The sequence below is a fragment of the Gordonia amarae NBRC 15530 genome, from assembly GCF_000241345.1.
Lineage (GTDB): Bacteria > Actinomycetota > Actinomycetes > Mycobacteriales > Mycobacteriaceae > Gordonia > Gordonia amarae.
This window is the reverse complement of the sequence record NZ_BAED01000021.1, coordinates 25,439-40,648: the sequence shown is the minus strand read 5'-3', so window position 1 is coordinate 40,648 and position 15,210 is coordinate 25,439. Positions and strand designations below refer to the sequence as shown.

Below are 15,210 nucleotides of genomic sequence, written 5' to 3'. Positions count from 1 at the left end.
TGCGGGTAGGGAAATGTCATGAGTATTGCCATATTGCTGGAAATGCCGGTGTCGATGGACCCGGACAAGGAAGCGATCGTCGACGGCGACCTGCGGCTTACGCTGGGACAGGTCGACGCCCTGGTCAACAAGGGTGCCGCCCGGATCACCGAGTCGGGCGCGCAGTGCGTCGCGTATGTGGGCACCGGCGGTGCCGCGATGCCGGTGCTGTTGTTCGCGTCGGCGCGGGCCGGGGTGCCGTTCGCGCCGCTGAACTACCGGCTCACCACCGACGCCCTGGTGGAACTCATCGAGCGGCTGCCCGGTGCCGTGGTCATCGCCGATGCCGAGTACAAGGCCGTCGCCGCCCAGGCCGGGGTTACGGTGCTGGACTCGGCGCAGTTCCTGGATGTGGAAGCCGCGGCGGATGCGCAGGCCCCGGCCGGGGATGCGGACCCCGACGCGCTGGCCGTGGTGCTGTTCACCTCCGGCACCACCTCCAAGCCGAAGGCCGTGGAGATCACCCACGCCAACCTCACCAGCTACGTGATGGGCACCGTCGACTTCGCCTCCGCCGACCCCGCCGACGCCGCCCTGATCTGTGTACCGCCGTACCACATCGCCGGTGTGAGCGCGGCGCTGTCGAACCTGTACGCGGGTCGCCGCGCCATCTACCTGCAGCGCTTCGACCCGGCGGCCTGGCTGCAACTCGTCCATGACGAGGGCGTCACCAACGCGACGGTGGTGCCGACGATGCTCGACCGCATCATCGCCGCCTACGAGAAGGAACCGGTGGAGCTGCCGACGCTGCGCAACCTCGCCTACGGCGGCTCCAAGGTGCCGCAGCCGCTGGTGCGCCGGACCCTTGACCTGCTCGGTCATGTCGGTCTGGTCAACGCCTATGGTCTCACTGAAACCAGTTCCACCATCGCGGTTCTCGGCCCCGACGACCATCGTGAGGCGTATGTCTCGGACGATCCGGCGATTGCCCGCAGGCTCGGCTCGGTGGGCCGCGCGGTGCCCGGTATCGAACTGCAGATCCGGGACGCCGACGGCACAGTACTCGGCGCTGACGGGACCGGCGAACTGTTCATCCGCGGGCCGCAGGTGTCGGGCAAGTACACCGGCATCGGGTCGGTCCTCGACGCCGAGGGCTGGTTCCCCACCAAGGATGTCGCCAGCATCGACGCCGACGGCTACCTGTTCATCGGCGGCCGCTCCGACGACACCATCATCCGTGGCGGCGAGAACATCGCCCCCGCCGAAGTCGAGGACGTGCTCGTGGAGCATCCGCGAATCCGCGACGTGGTGGCGGTCGGTGTGCCCGATCCTGAATGGGGACAGGCGATCGTCGCGGTCGTCGTGCGCGAGGACGGTGTCACCGACGCCGATCTGGACGCCGAGGCGGTGCGGGACTTCGCCCGCACCAGGCTGCGCGGTTCCCGCACCCCCGATCATGTGGTGTTCCGCGACGAATTGCCCTCCACCGCAACAGGAAAGATCCTCCGTCGCGTGCTGGTCGATGAATTGACCCCCGCTGCGGCCGAATAACAGCTCACAAGTACTAGGAGTAAGCCAATGGTGAAAAACGGAACCCGATTCGAGAGCCAGGTGTGCGACACCCAGGTGATCGTCATCGCCGCCGCCGACAGCCTCGACGACCTGCGCTGCGGCGGTGTGCCGATGGTGGCCGTCGGTGGCGACAGGGACCCCGCAGCCACCCTGAGCGACGCATTCGCCGACGGCACGGTCCTCGGCAAGCGCTACGTCGACGCCGACGGTGCCGAGGTGCTGGTCACCAAGGCCGGCAAGGGCTCGCTGTCCGTAGGCGACACAGTGCTGGTCTTCAAAGAATCCAAAGCCCTCCCCTCCAGCGACTGAACCGCCTCCATCTCGCCGGTTGAGCATCCATGTCGCCGGTTGAGGTGTGAGGAGCGCACGCGACGAGCCTCGAAACCCAGTGAGATGAACATTGTCGTCTCACCAGGTTTCGAGGCTCGCGAGCTCGCACCTCAACCGGCGGTGGGCAGGTTTCGAGGCTCGCGAGTTCGCACCTCAACCGGCGGTGGGTTGGTTCGAGGCGCGCGATCTCGCACCTCGACCGACGACGGAATTGAGCCGAAGTTGTTGAAAGGTGTGAGATGAGCAAAGCGGCTGTTATCGGCGACGGGCGATCGGTATCTGTCCGGTCCGTAGGCGACGCGCCGCTGGGCGACGGCGAAGTGCGGATCGACGTCGCCTACTGCGGTGTGTGCGGCTCGGATCTGCACCTGTTCTTCGACACCCCCGAACCGATGAGCGGGCATGTGCTCGGGCACGAATTCACGGGCACCGTCGGCGAGGTCGGTCCCGGGGTCGACGGCTGGTCGGCCGGTGACCGGGTGGTGATCCTGCCGATCGAGGACTGCGGCGAGTGCTTCGCCTGCCGAAACCCCGAACTCGACGGTGTGTGCATCGCCGGCCTCACCCAGGGGCCCGGTCTGGGGCGTCCCGGCGCCCTGGCGGATTCGGTGGTGGTACCGGCGTCGATGTTGTTCGCCGTCCCGGACGGTCTCGACCTGCGGACCGCCGCGCTCACCGAGCCGTTGGCGGTGGCGGTGCGCGGTGTGTGGCGGTCCGGCGTCGCCGCCGGTGACAGCGTGGTGGTGATGGGCGCCGGACCGATCGGGCTGTTGGTGGTCGAGGCGCTGCACTCACGGGGCATCACCGACATCCTTGTGGTGGAACCGAATACGGATCGTCGGGTGTTCGCTCAGACCTTCGGGGTGGTGGTGACCGCGCCCGAGGATCTGTGTGCGGCAGCGGCCGGGCTGGCCGGTCCGGTACGGGCGGTGCTCGACTGTACCGGCAATTCCACGGTGCTCGGGCAGGCGCTGAGCGTCCTCGCCTATTCCGGCACGATCGTGATCCTCGGTATCGCGATCGAACCGGCCGAGCTCCTGCCGATGGTGGTGACCGTCAACGAACTCACGATCATCGGCTCCACCGCGTACAGCCGTCGTGACTTCACCGAGGCCCTCGACTCCCTGGCCGCGGGCCGCATCAACTCGTCGGCGCTGATCACCTCGGTCATCGGCCTCGACGGGGTCGACGCCGCACTCCGTGAGCTGGGCGCGGGTACCAGCCGGGACGTGAAGGTGCTGGTCCAGCCCGGGCGGTAGGCCGCACCACCCCTACTTGAATCTGAATTCAGGTAGGGATAGCGTGCGAGGGAACCCAACCGTCCCACAGGAGGCACCCCGATGTCGTGGTCGTCGAACGAAGTCCATCTCGCCAGCCGTCCCACCGGCTACCCGGATGCCGGCACGTGGAGTGCGGTGACCGTCGAGGTGCCCGAACCGGGAGAGGGTCAGTTCGTCGTCAAGGTCGACCACATCTCCCTCGACCCGGCGATGCGCGGCTGGCTCAACGATGTCCGCTCCTACATCCCGCCCGTCCAGATCGGCGAGGCGATGCGCGCCATGTGCACCGGCAGCGTCGTGGCGTCGCGGCATCCCGATTTCGCGGTCGGCGACGCCGTCGCCGGAACCTTCGGGGTGGTGGAATACGCACTCAGCGATGGCACCGGCGTCACCACGATCGACCTCGGCGTCGCAGCGGCCCCGACCTGGCTCGGTGCCCTGGGGATGACGGGCATGACCGCCTATTTCGGGCTACACGACGTGGGCCGGATCAAGGCGGGGGAGACGGTGCTGGTGTCGGCTGCGGCCGGGGCGGTGGGCAGTGTCGTCGCGCAGCTCGCCAAGGCCGAGGGCTGCCGTGTCATCGGCATCGCCGGCGGACCCGATAAAGTGGCCTGGCTCAAGGAGATCGGCCTCGACGAGGCGATCGACTACAAGAGCGAGAACGTCCTGCGACGGCTGCGCGAGATCGCACCCAAGGGCATCGACGTCTACTTCGACAATGTCGGCGGCGACATCCTCGACGCCGCCCTGGCCAACCTGCGGCGCGGCGCCCGCGTCGTCATCTGCGGCGCCGTCGCCGGCTACAACGACGAGACCCTCGCTCCCGGACCCAAGCGCTACATGTCGCTGCTGGTGTTCCGCGCGACGATGACCGGCTTCGTCGTCTTCGACTACGAGGACCGCTTCCCCGAGGCCGTTGCCGCCATCTCGGAGATGATCGCCGACGGCCGCCTCGTCGCCCGCGAAACCGTCATCGACGGCGGTGTGGCGGCCTTCCCCGACGCCCTCCTAGGTCTGTACGCCGGCGTCAACACCGGCAAACTCGTCCTGAAGGTCTGAGAGCCGGTCAGCTCCAGATCTCGATCAGGTCGTCTGTGGTGACGACGGTACTCAGCAGCGAGAGCGTGTTCTTGAGGACGGCCTGCCCGTAGTCGGTGGGGATGCCGGCGACTCCGTCACCGGGGAGCACCACGTCGTAGGACTTGTTGACGGCGTCCATCACGAAGTTCGGGATCGCCACGTTCAGTGAAACACCCACGGGGACAATCGTTGTCACACCCAGGTTGCGGAGAACCGAGTCGAGGTCGGTGCCACACATCGGGCCGAGTCCGTGCAGCCGGGTGAGCACCAGATCCGACCGTTCGGGGCCGAGCTCCGGCACCACCGACGCGCCGTGGCTGCCGGGTTCGGCGGACAAGGTCTTGGCGCCGTAGGCGAACAGTGCGGCGTTGTGGTTGGAGCCGCGGCCGTCGGCGCGCCGGGTCACCACGCAGTGGATGACGCTGACGCCCGCGGCACGCGCCACCGGAAGCAGCCGCGCGATATTGGGGATCGCCTCCCGCTGGGCTTCCTCGGCGAGCGCGGCCAGTCCCGCGTTGGTTCCCACCACCGCCTCCTGGCATTCCTGGGTGACGATCGCGGTGTGCGCGGGACGGACGAGTTCGGCGAGGGGGCGGGCCACGGGTGCTCCGTTTCGGTCGGCAGAAGCCATACTGTTATGGCAACAATCTCACAATCCCCAGGTCACCGGGGTTTGACCATAGCGGTCAACGCAGCCAGGAGGCGGTGTCCACGGTGAACGCGAAGGGTGATCGCAAGGTTACGAGCTGATCGGCGGGTACGCGGTGGGCCAGTTGGTACTCGCCGGAGTCATCGAGGGCGTACGCGAACAGAACCGGAAGACGCTCGGCCCGAAACCGGCCCTTGAACGGGTTGATCTCGATGCGCCAGTAGTTCGGGATCCCGGCCGCCGCGTAGAACGCAGGTTTGACCATCCGGTCCTGCAATGTCGTCGATGATGCGACCACCTCGACGACGAGAGCGACGTCGGCCACGGGGACACCCCGGTCATCCATGGGGACGGCGCCGCGTGCGACGGTCAGGTCCGGGATCGGTTCGTCGTCGCCGATCAGGACGCCGATGCCGGCGAGTACGTAGTGATCGTCCGGCGCAGCGTCGTCGAGTGCTCGTTCCAGCCACTTGATCACCCATTGATGCCGGGGCTTGGGGGCGGCGTTCACGATGAGCTGACCATTGAGCACCTCGTAGCGGAGTCCGTTGTCCGGCAGGTGGTCGAGATCGGCCGCAGTCCACCTGCCCGACCGCGGGACGGGGAAGATGCCGACCTGGTCCGAGGGGAGCGTTGACATATCGATCACCTCCGGCCGGGGTGGGTCTTGATTCCGAGAACCTGGCCGCCAGTGTAGCCAAGACTGTCAGACATGTGGGGCTTACGTCCGGGGCCGCGTTCCACCGAGCGCGGCGTCGTGACAGCAGTCAAGCCCGAAGACCGATAGCGGGCCGACGGGCTCGACTGCTGAGCGGACTCGGGTGCGTTACCGCAGGTTGAAGCCTTCGAGCTTGCCGTCGGTGCGCCAGTCCTGCAGGAGCCGGCCGAACTCGATGACCGTGCCCCAATACTGTTCCTGCTTCCAGTTGCGGGACTTTACCTCTGCGCCTTCCTGGTTGTAATAGCCAGGGGTGCAGGATGTTTCGGCACCGCCGAGGTTCTTGGCGATGCCGCCGTCGGAATCGACCTGGGTCTGCACCCAGCCGTTCTCGGTCTCTTGCGTCACCTCCACCCGCGATGCGCCGCGCTTGTCGGCCTCGGCGATGATGTAGGCCACGTGCCCGGAGATATCGTCGACGCTGGAACAGTAGTTGGCGCCGAAACCGAACGGGAACAGGCCGCCGACGATGAACATATTCGGGAAGCCGTACGTGGAATGCGACTGGAACGCACGCATACCGTCGCCCCAGTGGTCGTACAGCGACTGACCGTCCGAGCCGAACACGGGGATGCCCATGCGGCGCTTGAAATCACTGGTGATCTCGAAACCGCTGGCATACACGATCAGGTCGACGTCGTAGTGTTCGCCATTGGCGACGATACCGGTCGCATCGATCCGGTCGATGCCCTTGCTCTCGGCCACATCCACGAGAGTCACGTTGTCGCGGTTGAACGTCGGCAGGTACTCGTCGCTGAAGGTGGGGCGCTTGCAGAACTGCTTGTACCAGGCCTTGAGCTTGTCGCGGACCGCCGGATCGGTGATGTCGGAATCGACGCGGGCGCGGATCCGTTCCATCGTCTGGTCATCGGACAGGTCGATCAGGTCGTCGAGTTCGCCCGGCTCACCCAGTACCGCGGGGTCGTCGAGCTGCGCGGCGAGCCCGGTCACCGACTGGATGGGCCGCATCCAGCCGTCGTCGGTGAAGTCGCCTTCGGGGCCGTCGATGGGTCCGGCACCGAGCATCGCGGCGTTGAACGCATCCATGCGGCGTTTCTGCCACCCGGGTTCGAGGGTGGCCGCCCATTCGGGGTCGGTCGGCCGGTTGTTGCGGAAGTCCACCGACGACGGTGTGCGCTGAAAGACGTAGAGGTGGCCCGCATCCTGGGCCAGACGGGGAATGGCCTGGATGCCGGTGGAGCCGGTGCCGATGACCGCGACCTTCTTGTCGGCGAGGTCGGTCATCGGTTCACCCGGCGCGCCACCGGTGACCGAGTAGTCCCAGCGGCAGGTGTGGAAGGAGGGGCCCTGGTAGTCGTGGATACCCGGGATGCCGGGCAGGCGCGGGCGGCTCGCCGGTCCGGTGGCCAGAGCGAGATACTTGGCCCGCATCTTGTCCCCGCGATTGGTTTCCACCGTCCACAGACGGGCATCCTCGTCCCAACGGGCCTCGGTCACCCAGGTCTGGAACACGGCCTTGCCGTACAGGTCGAAATGCTTGCCGATGCGCTGGGCGTGCTCGAAGATCTCGGGTGCACTCGCGTACCGTTCGCGGGGAACGTAACCGGTTTCATCGAGCAACGGCAGATACGAGTACGACTCGATGTCGCAGTGTGCGCCCGGATACCGGTTCCAGTACCAGGTACCGCCGAAATCGGCTGCCGAGTCGATGATCCGGAAATCGGTGACACCCTGCTGGGTGAGCCGGGCGCCGAGCATCAGGCCGACCCAGCCGCCACCGACGATGGCCACCTCGATGGTGTCGGTCAGCGCCTCGCGCGGTTCGGGTTGGGGCGCGAACGGGTCGTGGGTGAGGTATTCGGCGTACTCGCCGCTGACATCGACGGCGTTGAACTGGGCTTCACCATCGGTGCGAACACGCTTGTCGCGTTCGGCCTGGTACTTCTCGCGAATGGCGTCGTGGTCGAACGGCAGCGTGGGTGCCAGGGCATCCATGACCTTGGACATGTGGGTTCTCCTGAAGGAAATCGGTGATAGGGCTGGGGAAGTCGCGGGTACGGCCCTCGGGCCGGCAACTGGAACGGCTCAGGCGGGATCGCGGGTGGCGAAGCGCCGGCTGAGGAACCGGGCGGCGTCACCGACCGCCGTCTTCGATCGCGTGAGCATCGGCATGGTGAAGAATCCGTGGAAGACACCTGGGTAGCGCTTGACGACCACATGATTGCCGGCCGCCTGCATCGCGGCGGCGAAGGCCTCGCCGTCATCACGCAGTGGGTCGGTCTCCGCGGTCAGCACGAAAGCGGACGGCAGGCCCGCCAGCGACTCGGCATTGGCCGGGGTGGCCCGCGGATCGGTGCGGTCGGCCTCGTCGCGGAGGTAGAAATCCCAGAACCACAGCACGTCCTTGGTGCACAGCATCGGCGCGTCCGCGCACTCGATCCAGGACGGGCGCTCCACCGCGTACTCGGCGGACGGGTAGGCCAGCAGCAGGGCAGTGATCGCCGGGCCGTCGTGGTCGCGGGCGTGGATGGCGACCGCGGCCGAGAGGTTCGCGCCGGCGCTGTCGCCGCCGAGTGCGAGCCGGGTCCGATCGCCGCCGATCTCGTCGCCGTGCTCGCTCAGCCATGTCGCCGCGTTGTAGGCGTCCTCGAAGGGCGCCGGGAACTTGTGTTCCGGGGCCAGCCGGTAGTCGAGGTTGACCACCACGCACGAGCCCTGCGCGGCGAGCCTGCGGCAGGTCTCGTCCGCGGTCCACAGGCCGCCGGTGGCCCACCCGCCACCGTGCATATACAGCAGGATCGGTAGTGCCGCACGGGGGTTCGGATGGTAGACGCGGGCCGGGAGGTCCCCGGCGGGGGTGGGGACGGTGATCTCGCGGACGTCGGTGATCTCGGTCTCGGCGGGGAAATCGGCGAGTTTGGTGAGCTCACGTGCCCCTTCGAGACCCAACTCGTGGAGGGCGGGCATCTGCGCGACGGCGTCGGCTATGGCCTGGGCGTCTGGATCGAGCGGCATGGGCATGGCTCCTGGTCGGCGGGCATGTCGGATGGGCTGAGCCGCGGCTCAACTGGGATAGATCGGGCGGGCCGGGCCGGCTTAGGTGAACCGGGTGACCTGATATCTGGGATGACCTGACATCATGGCGCGGCTGTGATCTGCGCTACTCCTACATCGAGTACATCACGAGTGAAATTCGTTGTCAACGATGGAAGTCGCCCGCGATTGCGGCACCTCGCCGACGGCGGACGGGTAACCTGACGAGGCGTTGGACGCAGCCGGCGCATCTGGAGGGTAGAAGACATGGTTCGCGGACAGCGGATGCCCGAGTCGGACGCGGATCAGCTCCGCGCGATCGGGGGAAAGATCCGCACCAGCCGCAGGGCGATGCTCAGTGTCGAGGCATTCGCCGAGAAGTCCGGCGTCAGCGTCGGGCAGATCAGCCGCATCGAGAACGGCACCGGCAACCCCTCTGTGGAGAGCCTGCTGCGGATGGTGACGGCGCTGGGATACGACCTCGACGACGTGATCGAACCCGAGACCGCGGATCAGACGGTGGTGGTGCGGGCGCATGAGCGGCGACCGTTCAGCTCGGCGACCACCCCGTACAACATCGAGTTGATACTCCCGACGATGAACAGCGAGATGAGCGTCACCTACTGCGAGGAACAGCCCGGCGAGGTCCGCGACGCCGACCGCAGCATCGATGGCGACCTGCTCTACTACGTCATCGACGGGACGATGGAGATCGAGAAGGACGGTCAGGTGCATGTCCTCGGTCCGGGAGATGCTCTGCTGGTGGGGTTTCCGCACCGCAACAGGGTGATCGGGGACACCGTCGTCAAGACCGTGCAGATGTTCCGGACGGGTGGATTGATGAATGAGTGATGACACCCGCGCATCGAAGGACGATGCGGCGACCGAAGGCGATCCGACCGCGGAACTGCTCCGCGCCCATATCCGCCACATCGGCGGACGGGTTCGCGAACTGCGCCGTGACCGCCTCACCCTGGTGCAGCTGGCGGCGGCGAGCGGTGTCAGCATCGGTCTGCTCTCGCGGCTGGAGAACGGCAGTGGCAACCCGTCGTTCGGGACGCTCTCGGCCATCGCGAGGGCGCTGGGTGTGGACGTGTCGGCCCTGTTCCGGACCTCACGGGCCGACCGGGTCAAGGACGTCAACGGATCCCGGTTGACGATCCGTCGTGAAGGTGACATCTCAAGCGCCACAGTCGAACTCCTTGTACCCGGCCTCGACAGCCGGATCGCCGGAGTGTTGCTGACCCTGCCACCCGGTTACGACGTCGGGACGTTGTCCGTCGCCGCACCCGGCCGGCAATATGAGTTCGTCCTGTCGGGGCATGTCGAGTACCGCATCGATCACGAGGTTCATCAGCTCGCGGAGGGCGACTTCATCCGGTTCGACGCCGGCCGCCCGCACCTGCGCCGGAACATGAGCGCCGAATCCGCGGTGACGATCCTCTGCGGAGCCGGGACCGCCCGATTCGACACCTACTTTCCCGCCGGTTGACCGGCGGGAAAGCGGGCCTGTCACGGATTCGGGGCGGCGAGCACGCCGAGACGATCGAACTCCTCGGCAATGGTCATGGCTCGATCAGTACCTTGATGGTCCCGGGCTCACGCGAGCGCGCCTTCTCGTACGCCGCCTTGACGTCATCGAGCTTGAAGCGGTCGGTGAACACGATCTCCGGGTGCAGGCGGCCCGCCTGGACCAGCGGGATCAGTTCCGGCCAGTACAGCGGGATCTCGGTGGTCTGATCGCAGGTCACGGTGATGCCGCGCAGCACCGACTCGAACGGCAGCGTGACATCTACGCCATGTACGGCGCCCAGGATGCTGAAAGTCCGGTTGGCGCCGGTCAATTGGAATCCGAGGTCGACGGTGGCCTTGGCGCCCACAGCCTCGATGACCGAATCGACCAGGTCGCCGCCGGTGTCGGCCTTGATCTTCTCCAGCGCTTCCTCCGGCTTGAGTGCGATCGCACCGAGTTCCTTGGCCTTGGCCAGCCGGTCGTCGAGCAGATCGATCGCGTACACGGTGGCCGCGCCCAGTGCGAAGGCCACCTCCACGGCGATCAGGCCGATCGGGCCGATGCCGATCACCGCGGCGGTGCCGCCGGGCCGGATGTTCGCGCGCGCCACCGCGGTGTATGCGGTGGGCAGGCAGTCGGTGATCGTGAGGGCCTGCTCATCGGTGATGCCCTCGGGGATCTTGAGCGCGTTGAAGTCGGCGAACGGTACGCGGATCAGTTCCGACTGGCAGCCGCCCAGCGGTCCGGGCGAGCCGTAGATGCCGAATTCACCGTTCTTGCAGCGCTTGATGGAGCCGGACCGGCACGGCTGGCAGCGGCCGCAGCCCACGTCGCCGGCCAGCAGAACACGGTCGCCCACGGTGAGTCCGCTGATATCCGAACCGATCTCGACAACTTCACCGATGGCCTCGTGGCCGATCGGGTAGGCCATGGGAATGTTGTACTCCAGCAGGTGGTGATCACTGCCGCACACCGATGCCAGGACCATGCGGACGACCGCGTCGGTGGGCTTCTCGATGGCCGCGTCGGGCACTTCCTGCAGGGTGAGCTCGCTACCCTCGGCGATCAGTGACTTCATCGTTCTCCTCGTGTATGTACTGAAAAATACTGGGGGACTACCTGTGTCACAGGGAGATCCACACGTTCTTGGTGCGGCTGAACTCATGGATGCCCGCGAGTCCGCCGGACCGTCCGGTACCGCTCTGCTTGACCCCGCCGAACGGTATGGACGGCGGGAAGCCTAGCCCATTGATCCACACCATGCCCGCATCGAGTTCGGCGGCCATCCGGTGCGCCCGTCCCAGATTTGTGGTCTGGATGTAGGAGGCGAGCCCGAAGTCGGTGTCGTTGGCCTTGTCCAGGGCGTCGGCCTCGTCGGTGAACCTGATGACCGCCATGACCGGGCCGAAGATCTCGGTGCGCGCGATCTCCGAGGCCGGGTCAACATCGGCGAAGATGGTCGGTTCCAGGTAGAAGCCGTCCGCGAAGTCGCCCGCCGCTCGGGAACCGCCGGTCACCAGGGTGCCCGCCGAGGCGTCCTTGGCACGTTCGATGAAACCGGTGATGCGGTCGATCGCCGCCTGGTTGATGACCGGCCCGAACATCGTCTCGGGCAGGCGCGGATCGCCGGGTGCGAACATCGCGGCGTTTTGCTCCAGTCGGGCGACTACCTCGTCATGAACGCTGTCCTGCACCAGGATCCGGGTTCCGTTGATGCAGCCCTGGCCGGAGACCTGCATGCAGAAGGCGAGCGCCATGAACGAGGCGGCATCAAGGTCGGCGTCATCGAAGATGATGTTGGGGGACTTGCCGCCGAGCTCGGTGGCCACCGGCGTGAGATTGACGGCGGCCGACTGCAGGATCCTGGTGGCGGTGGCACCACTGCCGGTGAAGTGGATCTTGTCGATCCCGGGATGCTCCACCAGGGCGGCACCCACGGCGCCGTCGCCGGGCACCACGTTGAGGACGCCGGGCGGGAAGCCGGCCTCGATGGCCAGCTCGATCAGCCGCAACGTGGTGAACGGGGTGAACTCCGGCGGCTTGATCACCACGCAGTTCCCGGCGGCGAGGGCGGCTCCGAGCACCGAGCCGAGGCAGAACAGGGCGCTGTTCCACGGGACGATGATGCCCACCACGCCGTACGGTTCGAGCACCGAGTAGTCGAGGGCGGGGCCCGGCCAGGCGGCGTTGACGTCGCCGGTGAGTTTGTCGGGCCAGCCCGCCGCGTAGCGCAGCATCTCGATGACCTGCAGCACGTGGCCGCTCGCGATGGTCCACGGGATGCCGTTCTCGGTGACCTGGATGGAGACCATCTCCTCGAAATGCGCTTCGAGGGAATCGGCCAAGGCGTTCAGCAGTTTCCGGCGCTCGGGCGGTGCGACGTGCTTCCAGTCGCGGTGTGCGGCGCGGGCTGCGGCGATCGCGCGGTCCACGTCGGCGGGGCCGGTGAGCGGAACGTCGACGGTGTGTTTTCCGGTGGCCGCATAGACGTGTGCGAACGCGCCGCCCGCGGTGTCGGGGCGGGCGTTGTCGATGATGGGCCGCGGGTCGGGGAGGACGTCGACGGGGGCGGGGGAGATGGTCATCGGCGGTTGGCTCCTACTTCGCGGCCGCGCCGAGATCGATCGGCAGGCTGATGCCGGTGATGTTCTCGCCGGCCTTGGATGACAGGTACAGCACCGCCTCGGACACGGCGCCGGCCTCGATCCACGGCTCGTTGATGAGGTTGAGCATCTGCAGGATCGGGGTGGCGTCGTCGGACGTGGGGGCCTCCAGATCGGGCCGGAAACTCTTGAGGGTGACCGGGTTGTCGATCATCGGTGAGCGCACCGTGGTGGGATGCAGGACATTCGAGCGGATCCGGAACTGCGCCAGCTCCATCGCCAAAGACTTTGCCAGGCCGACGATTCCGTGCTTGGTGGCGGAGTACGCGGAGGCGAAGGGGCCGCCCTTGAGGCCCATGGTGGAACTGGTGAAGATCAGCACGCCGCCCTCGCCCTGACCGATAAGGTATGGAGTGGCGACCTTGGAGGTGTGCCAGGCGCCGGTGAGGTTGATGTCGACGATGGTGCGCCACTGCTCCTCGCTCAGCTCGTGCGACATGCCCATGGTGAGGATGCCCGCGTTGGCGCACACGATGTCGAGGCGGCCGAGTTCCTCCACGCCGCGCGCGACGGCGGCGGACAGGGCGTCGAGATCGCGGACATCGGCCTCGGCGGCGACGATCCGGCCGCCGGCCTCCTTCACCAGGTCGACGGTCTGCGCCAGATCATCGGCGGTGGCCAGTGGGTAACCGACGGTGTCGACGGAGCCGCAGAGGTCGACGGCGATGATGTCGGCGCCTTCCTGTGCGAGGCGGACGGCGTGTGAACGTCCCTGCCCGCGGGCGGCGCCGGTAATGAGGGCTACCTTGCCCTGCACTGCTCCGGTTCCCTCCGGTGCTTCTGGCATCGAAAGCCTCCTTCTGTTGTCGGTATACGTCTAGAGTCGGTCAAAGCTGTTTTGCCACAGTGCTTTCAGGGCTTGCGGGCAGCAGTGTTCCGCCCGGAGCGGGGTATCGGAGGCGGGTACGGTTCATTGCCGATCCGGACCGGTGCTCATTCCGTGGCCGGGCTGTCCGAAGTGGTTGACCAGGACTGTGATGTGTGTAACTCTTGGCCAGTCGAGTAGACCATGAGTGAAAATTCTTGTCAACGAGGGAAGACCTTCGGGTAAGTTTGGCCGAAGCACCGGACGGTGCATCGCCGGGAGCCCGGATCGGATTCTCTTCGACATCCGCGGTGAATCAGTCTGTTCACGCGGTATCCCAGCTTGTATTTAGGAGAGCTCACGTGAGATCACAACGCCGTCGCAAGGCATGGCTGGCACTGCCCGCGGCCATGTCGCTGGTCGTGGCCGGCTGTTCGAGCAGCGACGATGATTCGGACTCGACCACCACCGACACCTCGGTGCTCGGCGCGGCCAACAAGGCCACCGGCGCCCCCGTCAAGGTGATGTACGAGGCTCCGGGAAGCCAACTGCCCAACCACACCCAGGAGATCGAGGTCGCCAAGGCCACCGCCTCGTACATCAACGAGTATCTCGGCGGCATCAACGGTCACCCCATCGAGATCCAGGTCTGCGAGGACGGCGGCCAGGTCGGCCCCGCCCGCGAATGCGCCAACAAGGCGGTCGCCGACAAGAACATCGTCGCGGTGCTCTCCGCCACCCCGGCCAATCCGGACGCGATCGTGTCGGTGACTTCCCCTGCGGGACTGTCGTTCTTCTCCTCGGCGGCCTCGGGAACCAAGACCGCGACGCTGCCCAACACCCACGTGCTGCTCAACGGCGCGACCGTCGTCGGCGTGCCCGCTTATCTGGCCAAGGAGAGCGGCGCCAAGAACGCGGCGATCATCACCATCGACGTCCCGATCGCCACCGGCCAGATCAAGATGCTCGCACCGCTGGTGTTCGGGAACGCGGGGGCCACGCAGGAGACCATTCCGGTGCCGATCGGCACCCCGGATATGACCTCGGCGGTGCAGACGGCCCTCGACAAGAAGGCCGAGGTCATTCACATCCTCGGTGCCGGCGACTTCTGTGTCGCGGCGTTCAAGGCCATCCGCACTCTCGGTGTCAAGCAGCAGATCACCACGATCGATCAGTGCATCGACAAGAAGGTCGCCGACCAGATCCCCGGCGGCTATGAGGGCGTGAAGGTGGGCGTGACCGCGTCGCTGGACCCGAAGGCGCAGGACACCAAGGTCTTCAACGCTGTCCTCGAGAAGTACGGCGTCAAGGACGGCCAGGACGGCTCCCTCGGATTCAGCTCGGTGCTGGGCTTCCAGCGCGCGCTGACCGGCATGGAGGGCGACCTGACCCGCGAGAGTGTCGCGGCCCGCCTGAACAAGATGCCCGCACCCGTCGATGTACCGCTCGGCGCGGGTGGCAAGTTCCAGTGTGGATCGAAACCCGTTGCCGTGGTGCCCAACTCGTGCAGCGGTAGCGCGGTGATCGGAACCGCCGACAAGGACGGGAACATCGGCGACCTGACCGCCGTGCAGATGGGCGACCTGTTTGCCATGCCGAAGGGCTAGGCGAACGTGGATGCGGG

Annotated in this window: 14 protein-coding genes; 7 read left to right on the top strand and 7 right to left on the bottom strand. The window is 66.7% G+C overall.

Annotated features, from left to right (window positions below; all coding sequences use genetic code 11):
• Positions 1-18 precede the first annotated feature (18 nt).
• The 4 genes from GOAMR_RS06715 to GOAMR_RS06700 all read left to right on the top strand — a co-directional run bounded on the left by GOAMR_RS06715 (position 19) and on the right by GOAMR_RS06700 (position 4,223).
• Positions 19-1,530, top strand: a complete 1,512-nt coding sequence (locus GOAMR_RS06715) for a class I adenylate-forming enzyme family protein (RefSeq protein WP_005184565.1) — start codon at positions 19-21, stop codon at positions 1,528-1,530.
• Between the two features lie 27 nt (positions 1,531-1,557).
• Positions 1,558-1,860, top strand: a complete 303-nt coding sequence (locus GOAMR_RS06710) for a hypothetical protein (protein ID WP_005184564.1) — start codon at positions 1,558-1,560, stop codon at positions 1,858-1,860.
• A 260-nt stretch (positions 1,861-2,120) separates the two neighbouring features.
• The gene (locus tag GOAMR_RS06705) at positions 2,121-3,140 is read left to right on the top strand and encodes an alcohol dehydrogenase catalytic domain-containing protein (protein WP_005184563.1); all 1,020 of its coding nucleotides are present in this window, start codon (positions 2,121-2,123) and stop codon (positions 3,138-3,140) included.
• A gap of 81 nt (positions 3,141-3,221) precedes the next feature.
• Positions 3,222-4,223, top strand: a complete 1,002-nt coding sequence (locus GOAMR_RS06700; RefSeq protein WP_005184562.1) for an NADP-dependent oxidoreductase — start codon at positions 3,222-3,224, stop codon at positions 4,221-4,223.
• A gap of 7 nt (positions 4,224-4,230) precedes the next feature.
• On the opposite strand, the gene GOAMR_RS06695 is transcribed toward GOAMR_RS06700, so the two are convergent.
• The 4 genes from GOAMR_RS06695 to GOAMR_RS06680 all read right to left on the bottom strand — a co-directional run bounded on the left by GOAMR_RS06695 (position 4,231) and on the right by GOAMR_RS06680 (position 8,587).
• Positions 4,231-4,845 (bottom strand): cysteine hydrolase family protein, encoded by a 615-nt coding sequence (locus GOAMR_RS06695; protein WP_005184561.1) that lies wholly within the window; start codon positions 4,843-4,845, stop codon positions 4,231-4,233.
• An 85-nt stretch (positions 4,846-4,930) separates the two neighbouring features.
• Entirely contained in the window at positions 4,931-5,533 is a 603-nt protein-coding gene (locus tag GOAMR_RS06690; RefSeq protein ID WP_005184560.1) for a Uma2 family endonuclease, read from the bottom strand.
• Between the two features lie 186 nt (positions 5,534-5,719).
• The gene (locus GOAMR_RS06685; RefSeq protein ID WP_005184558.1) at positions 5,720-7,579 is read right to left on the bottom strand and encodes a flavin-containing monooxygenase; all 1,860 of its coding nucleotides are present in this window, start codon (positions 7,577-7,579) and stop codon (positions 5,720-5,722) included.
• A 78-nt stretch (positions 7,580-7,657) separates the two neighbouring features.
• A complete protein-coding gene (locus GOAMR_RS06680; protein ID WP_005184556.1) occupies positions 7,658-8,587 on the bottom strand; it encodes an alpha/beta hydrolase in 930 nt (309 codons plus the stop codon).
• Positions 8,588-8,872: 285 nt separating this feature from the next.
• On the opposite strand from GOAMR_RS06680, the gene GOAMR_RS06675 reads away from it, so the two are divergent.
• Together GOAMR_RS06675 and GOAMR_RS23540 are read left to right on the top strand one after the other, a co-directional pair.
• Positions 8,873-9,457, top strand: a complete 585-nt coding sequence (locus GOAMR_RS06675; protein WP_005184554.1) for a helix-turn-helix domain-containing protein — start codon at positions 8,873-8,875, stop codon at positions 9,455-9,457.
• A complete protein-coding gene (locus GOAMR_RS23540) occupies positions 9,450-10,097 on the top strand; it encodes a helix-turn-helix domain-containing protein (RefSeq protein ID WP_005184552.1) in 648 nt (215 codons plus the stop codon). Before GOAMR_RS06675 ends, GOAMR_RS23540 begins: the two co-directional genes overlap by 8 nt.
• A 73-nt stretch (positions 10,098-10,170) precedes the next feature.
• Here GOAMR_RS23540 and GOAMR_RS06665 read toward each other — a convergent pair whose 3' ends face one another.
• Genes GOAMR_RS06665 through GOAMR_RS06655 form a run of 3 tightly spaced genes read right to left on the bottom strand, consistent with a single transcriptional unit; the run spans position 10,171 to position 13,568 of the window.
• The gene (locus tag GOAMR_RS06665; protein ID WP_005184551.1) at positions 10,171-11,196 is read right to left on the bottom strand and encodes an alcohol dehydrogenase catalytic domain-containing protein; all 1,026 of its coding nucleotides are present in this window, start codon (positions 11,194-11,196) and stop codon (positions 10,171-10,173) included.
• Positions 11,197-11,242: 46 nt separating this feature from the next.
• The gene (locus GOAMR_RS06660) at positions 11,243-12,703 is read right to left on the bottom strand and encodes an aldehyde dehydrogenase family protein (RefSeq protein WP_005184548.1); all 1,461 of its coding nucleotides are present in this window, start codon (positions 12,701-12,703) and stop codon (positions 11,243-11,245) included.
• Between the two features lie 13 nt (positions 12,704-12,716).
• On the bottom strand, positions 12,717-13,568 hold the full coding sequence (locus GOAMR_RS06655; RefSeq protein WP_005184547.1) for a mycofactocin-coupled SDR family oxidoreductase: 852 nt from the start codon (positions 13,566-13,568) through the stop codon (positions 12,717-12,719).
• Between the two features lie 380 nt (positions 13,569-13,948).
• On the opposite strand from GOAMR_RS06655, the gene GOAMR_RS06650 reads away from it, so the two are divergent.
• Complete coding sequence (locus GOAMR_RS06650; RefSeq protein WP_005184545.1) at positions 13,949-15,193, top strand: ABC transporter substrate-binding protein; 1,245 nt, start codon at positions 13,949-13,951, stop codon at positions 15,191-15,193.
• The last annotated feature ends 17 nt before the right edge of the window (positions 15,194-15,210 follow it).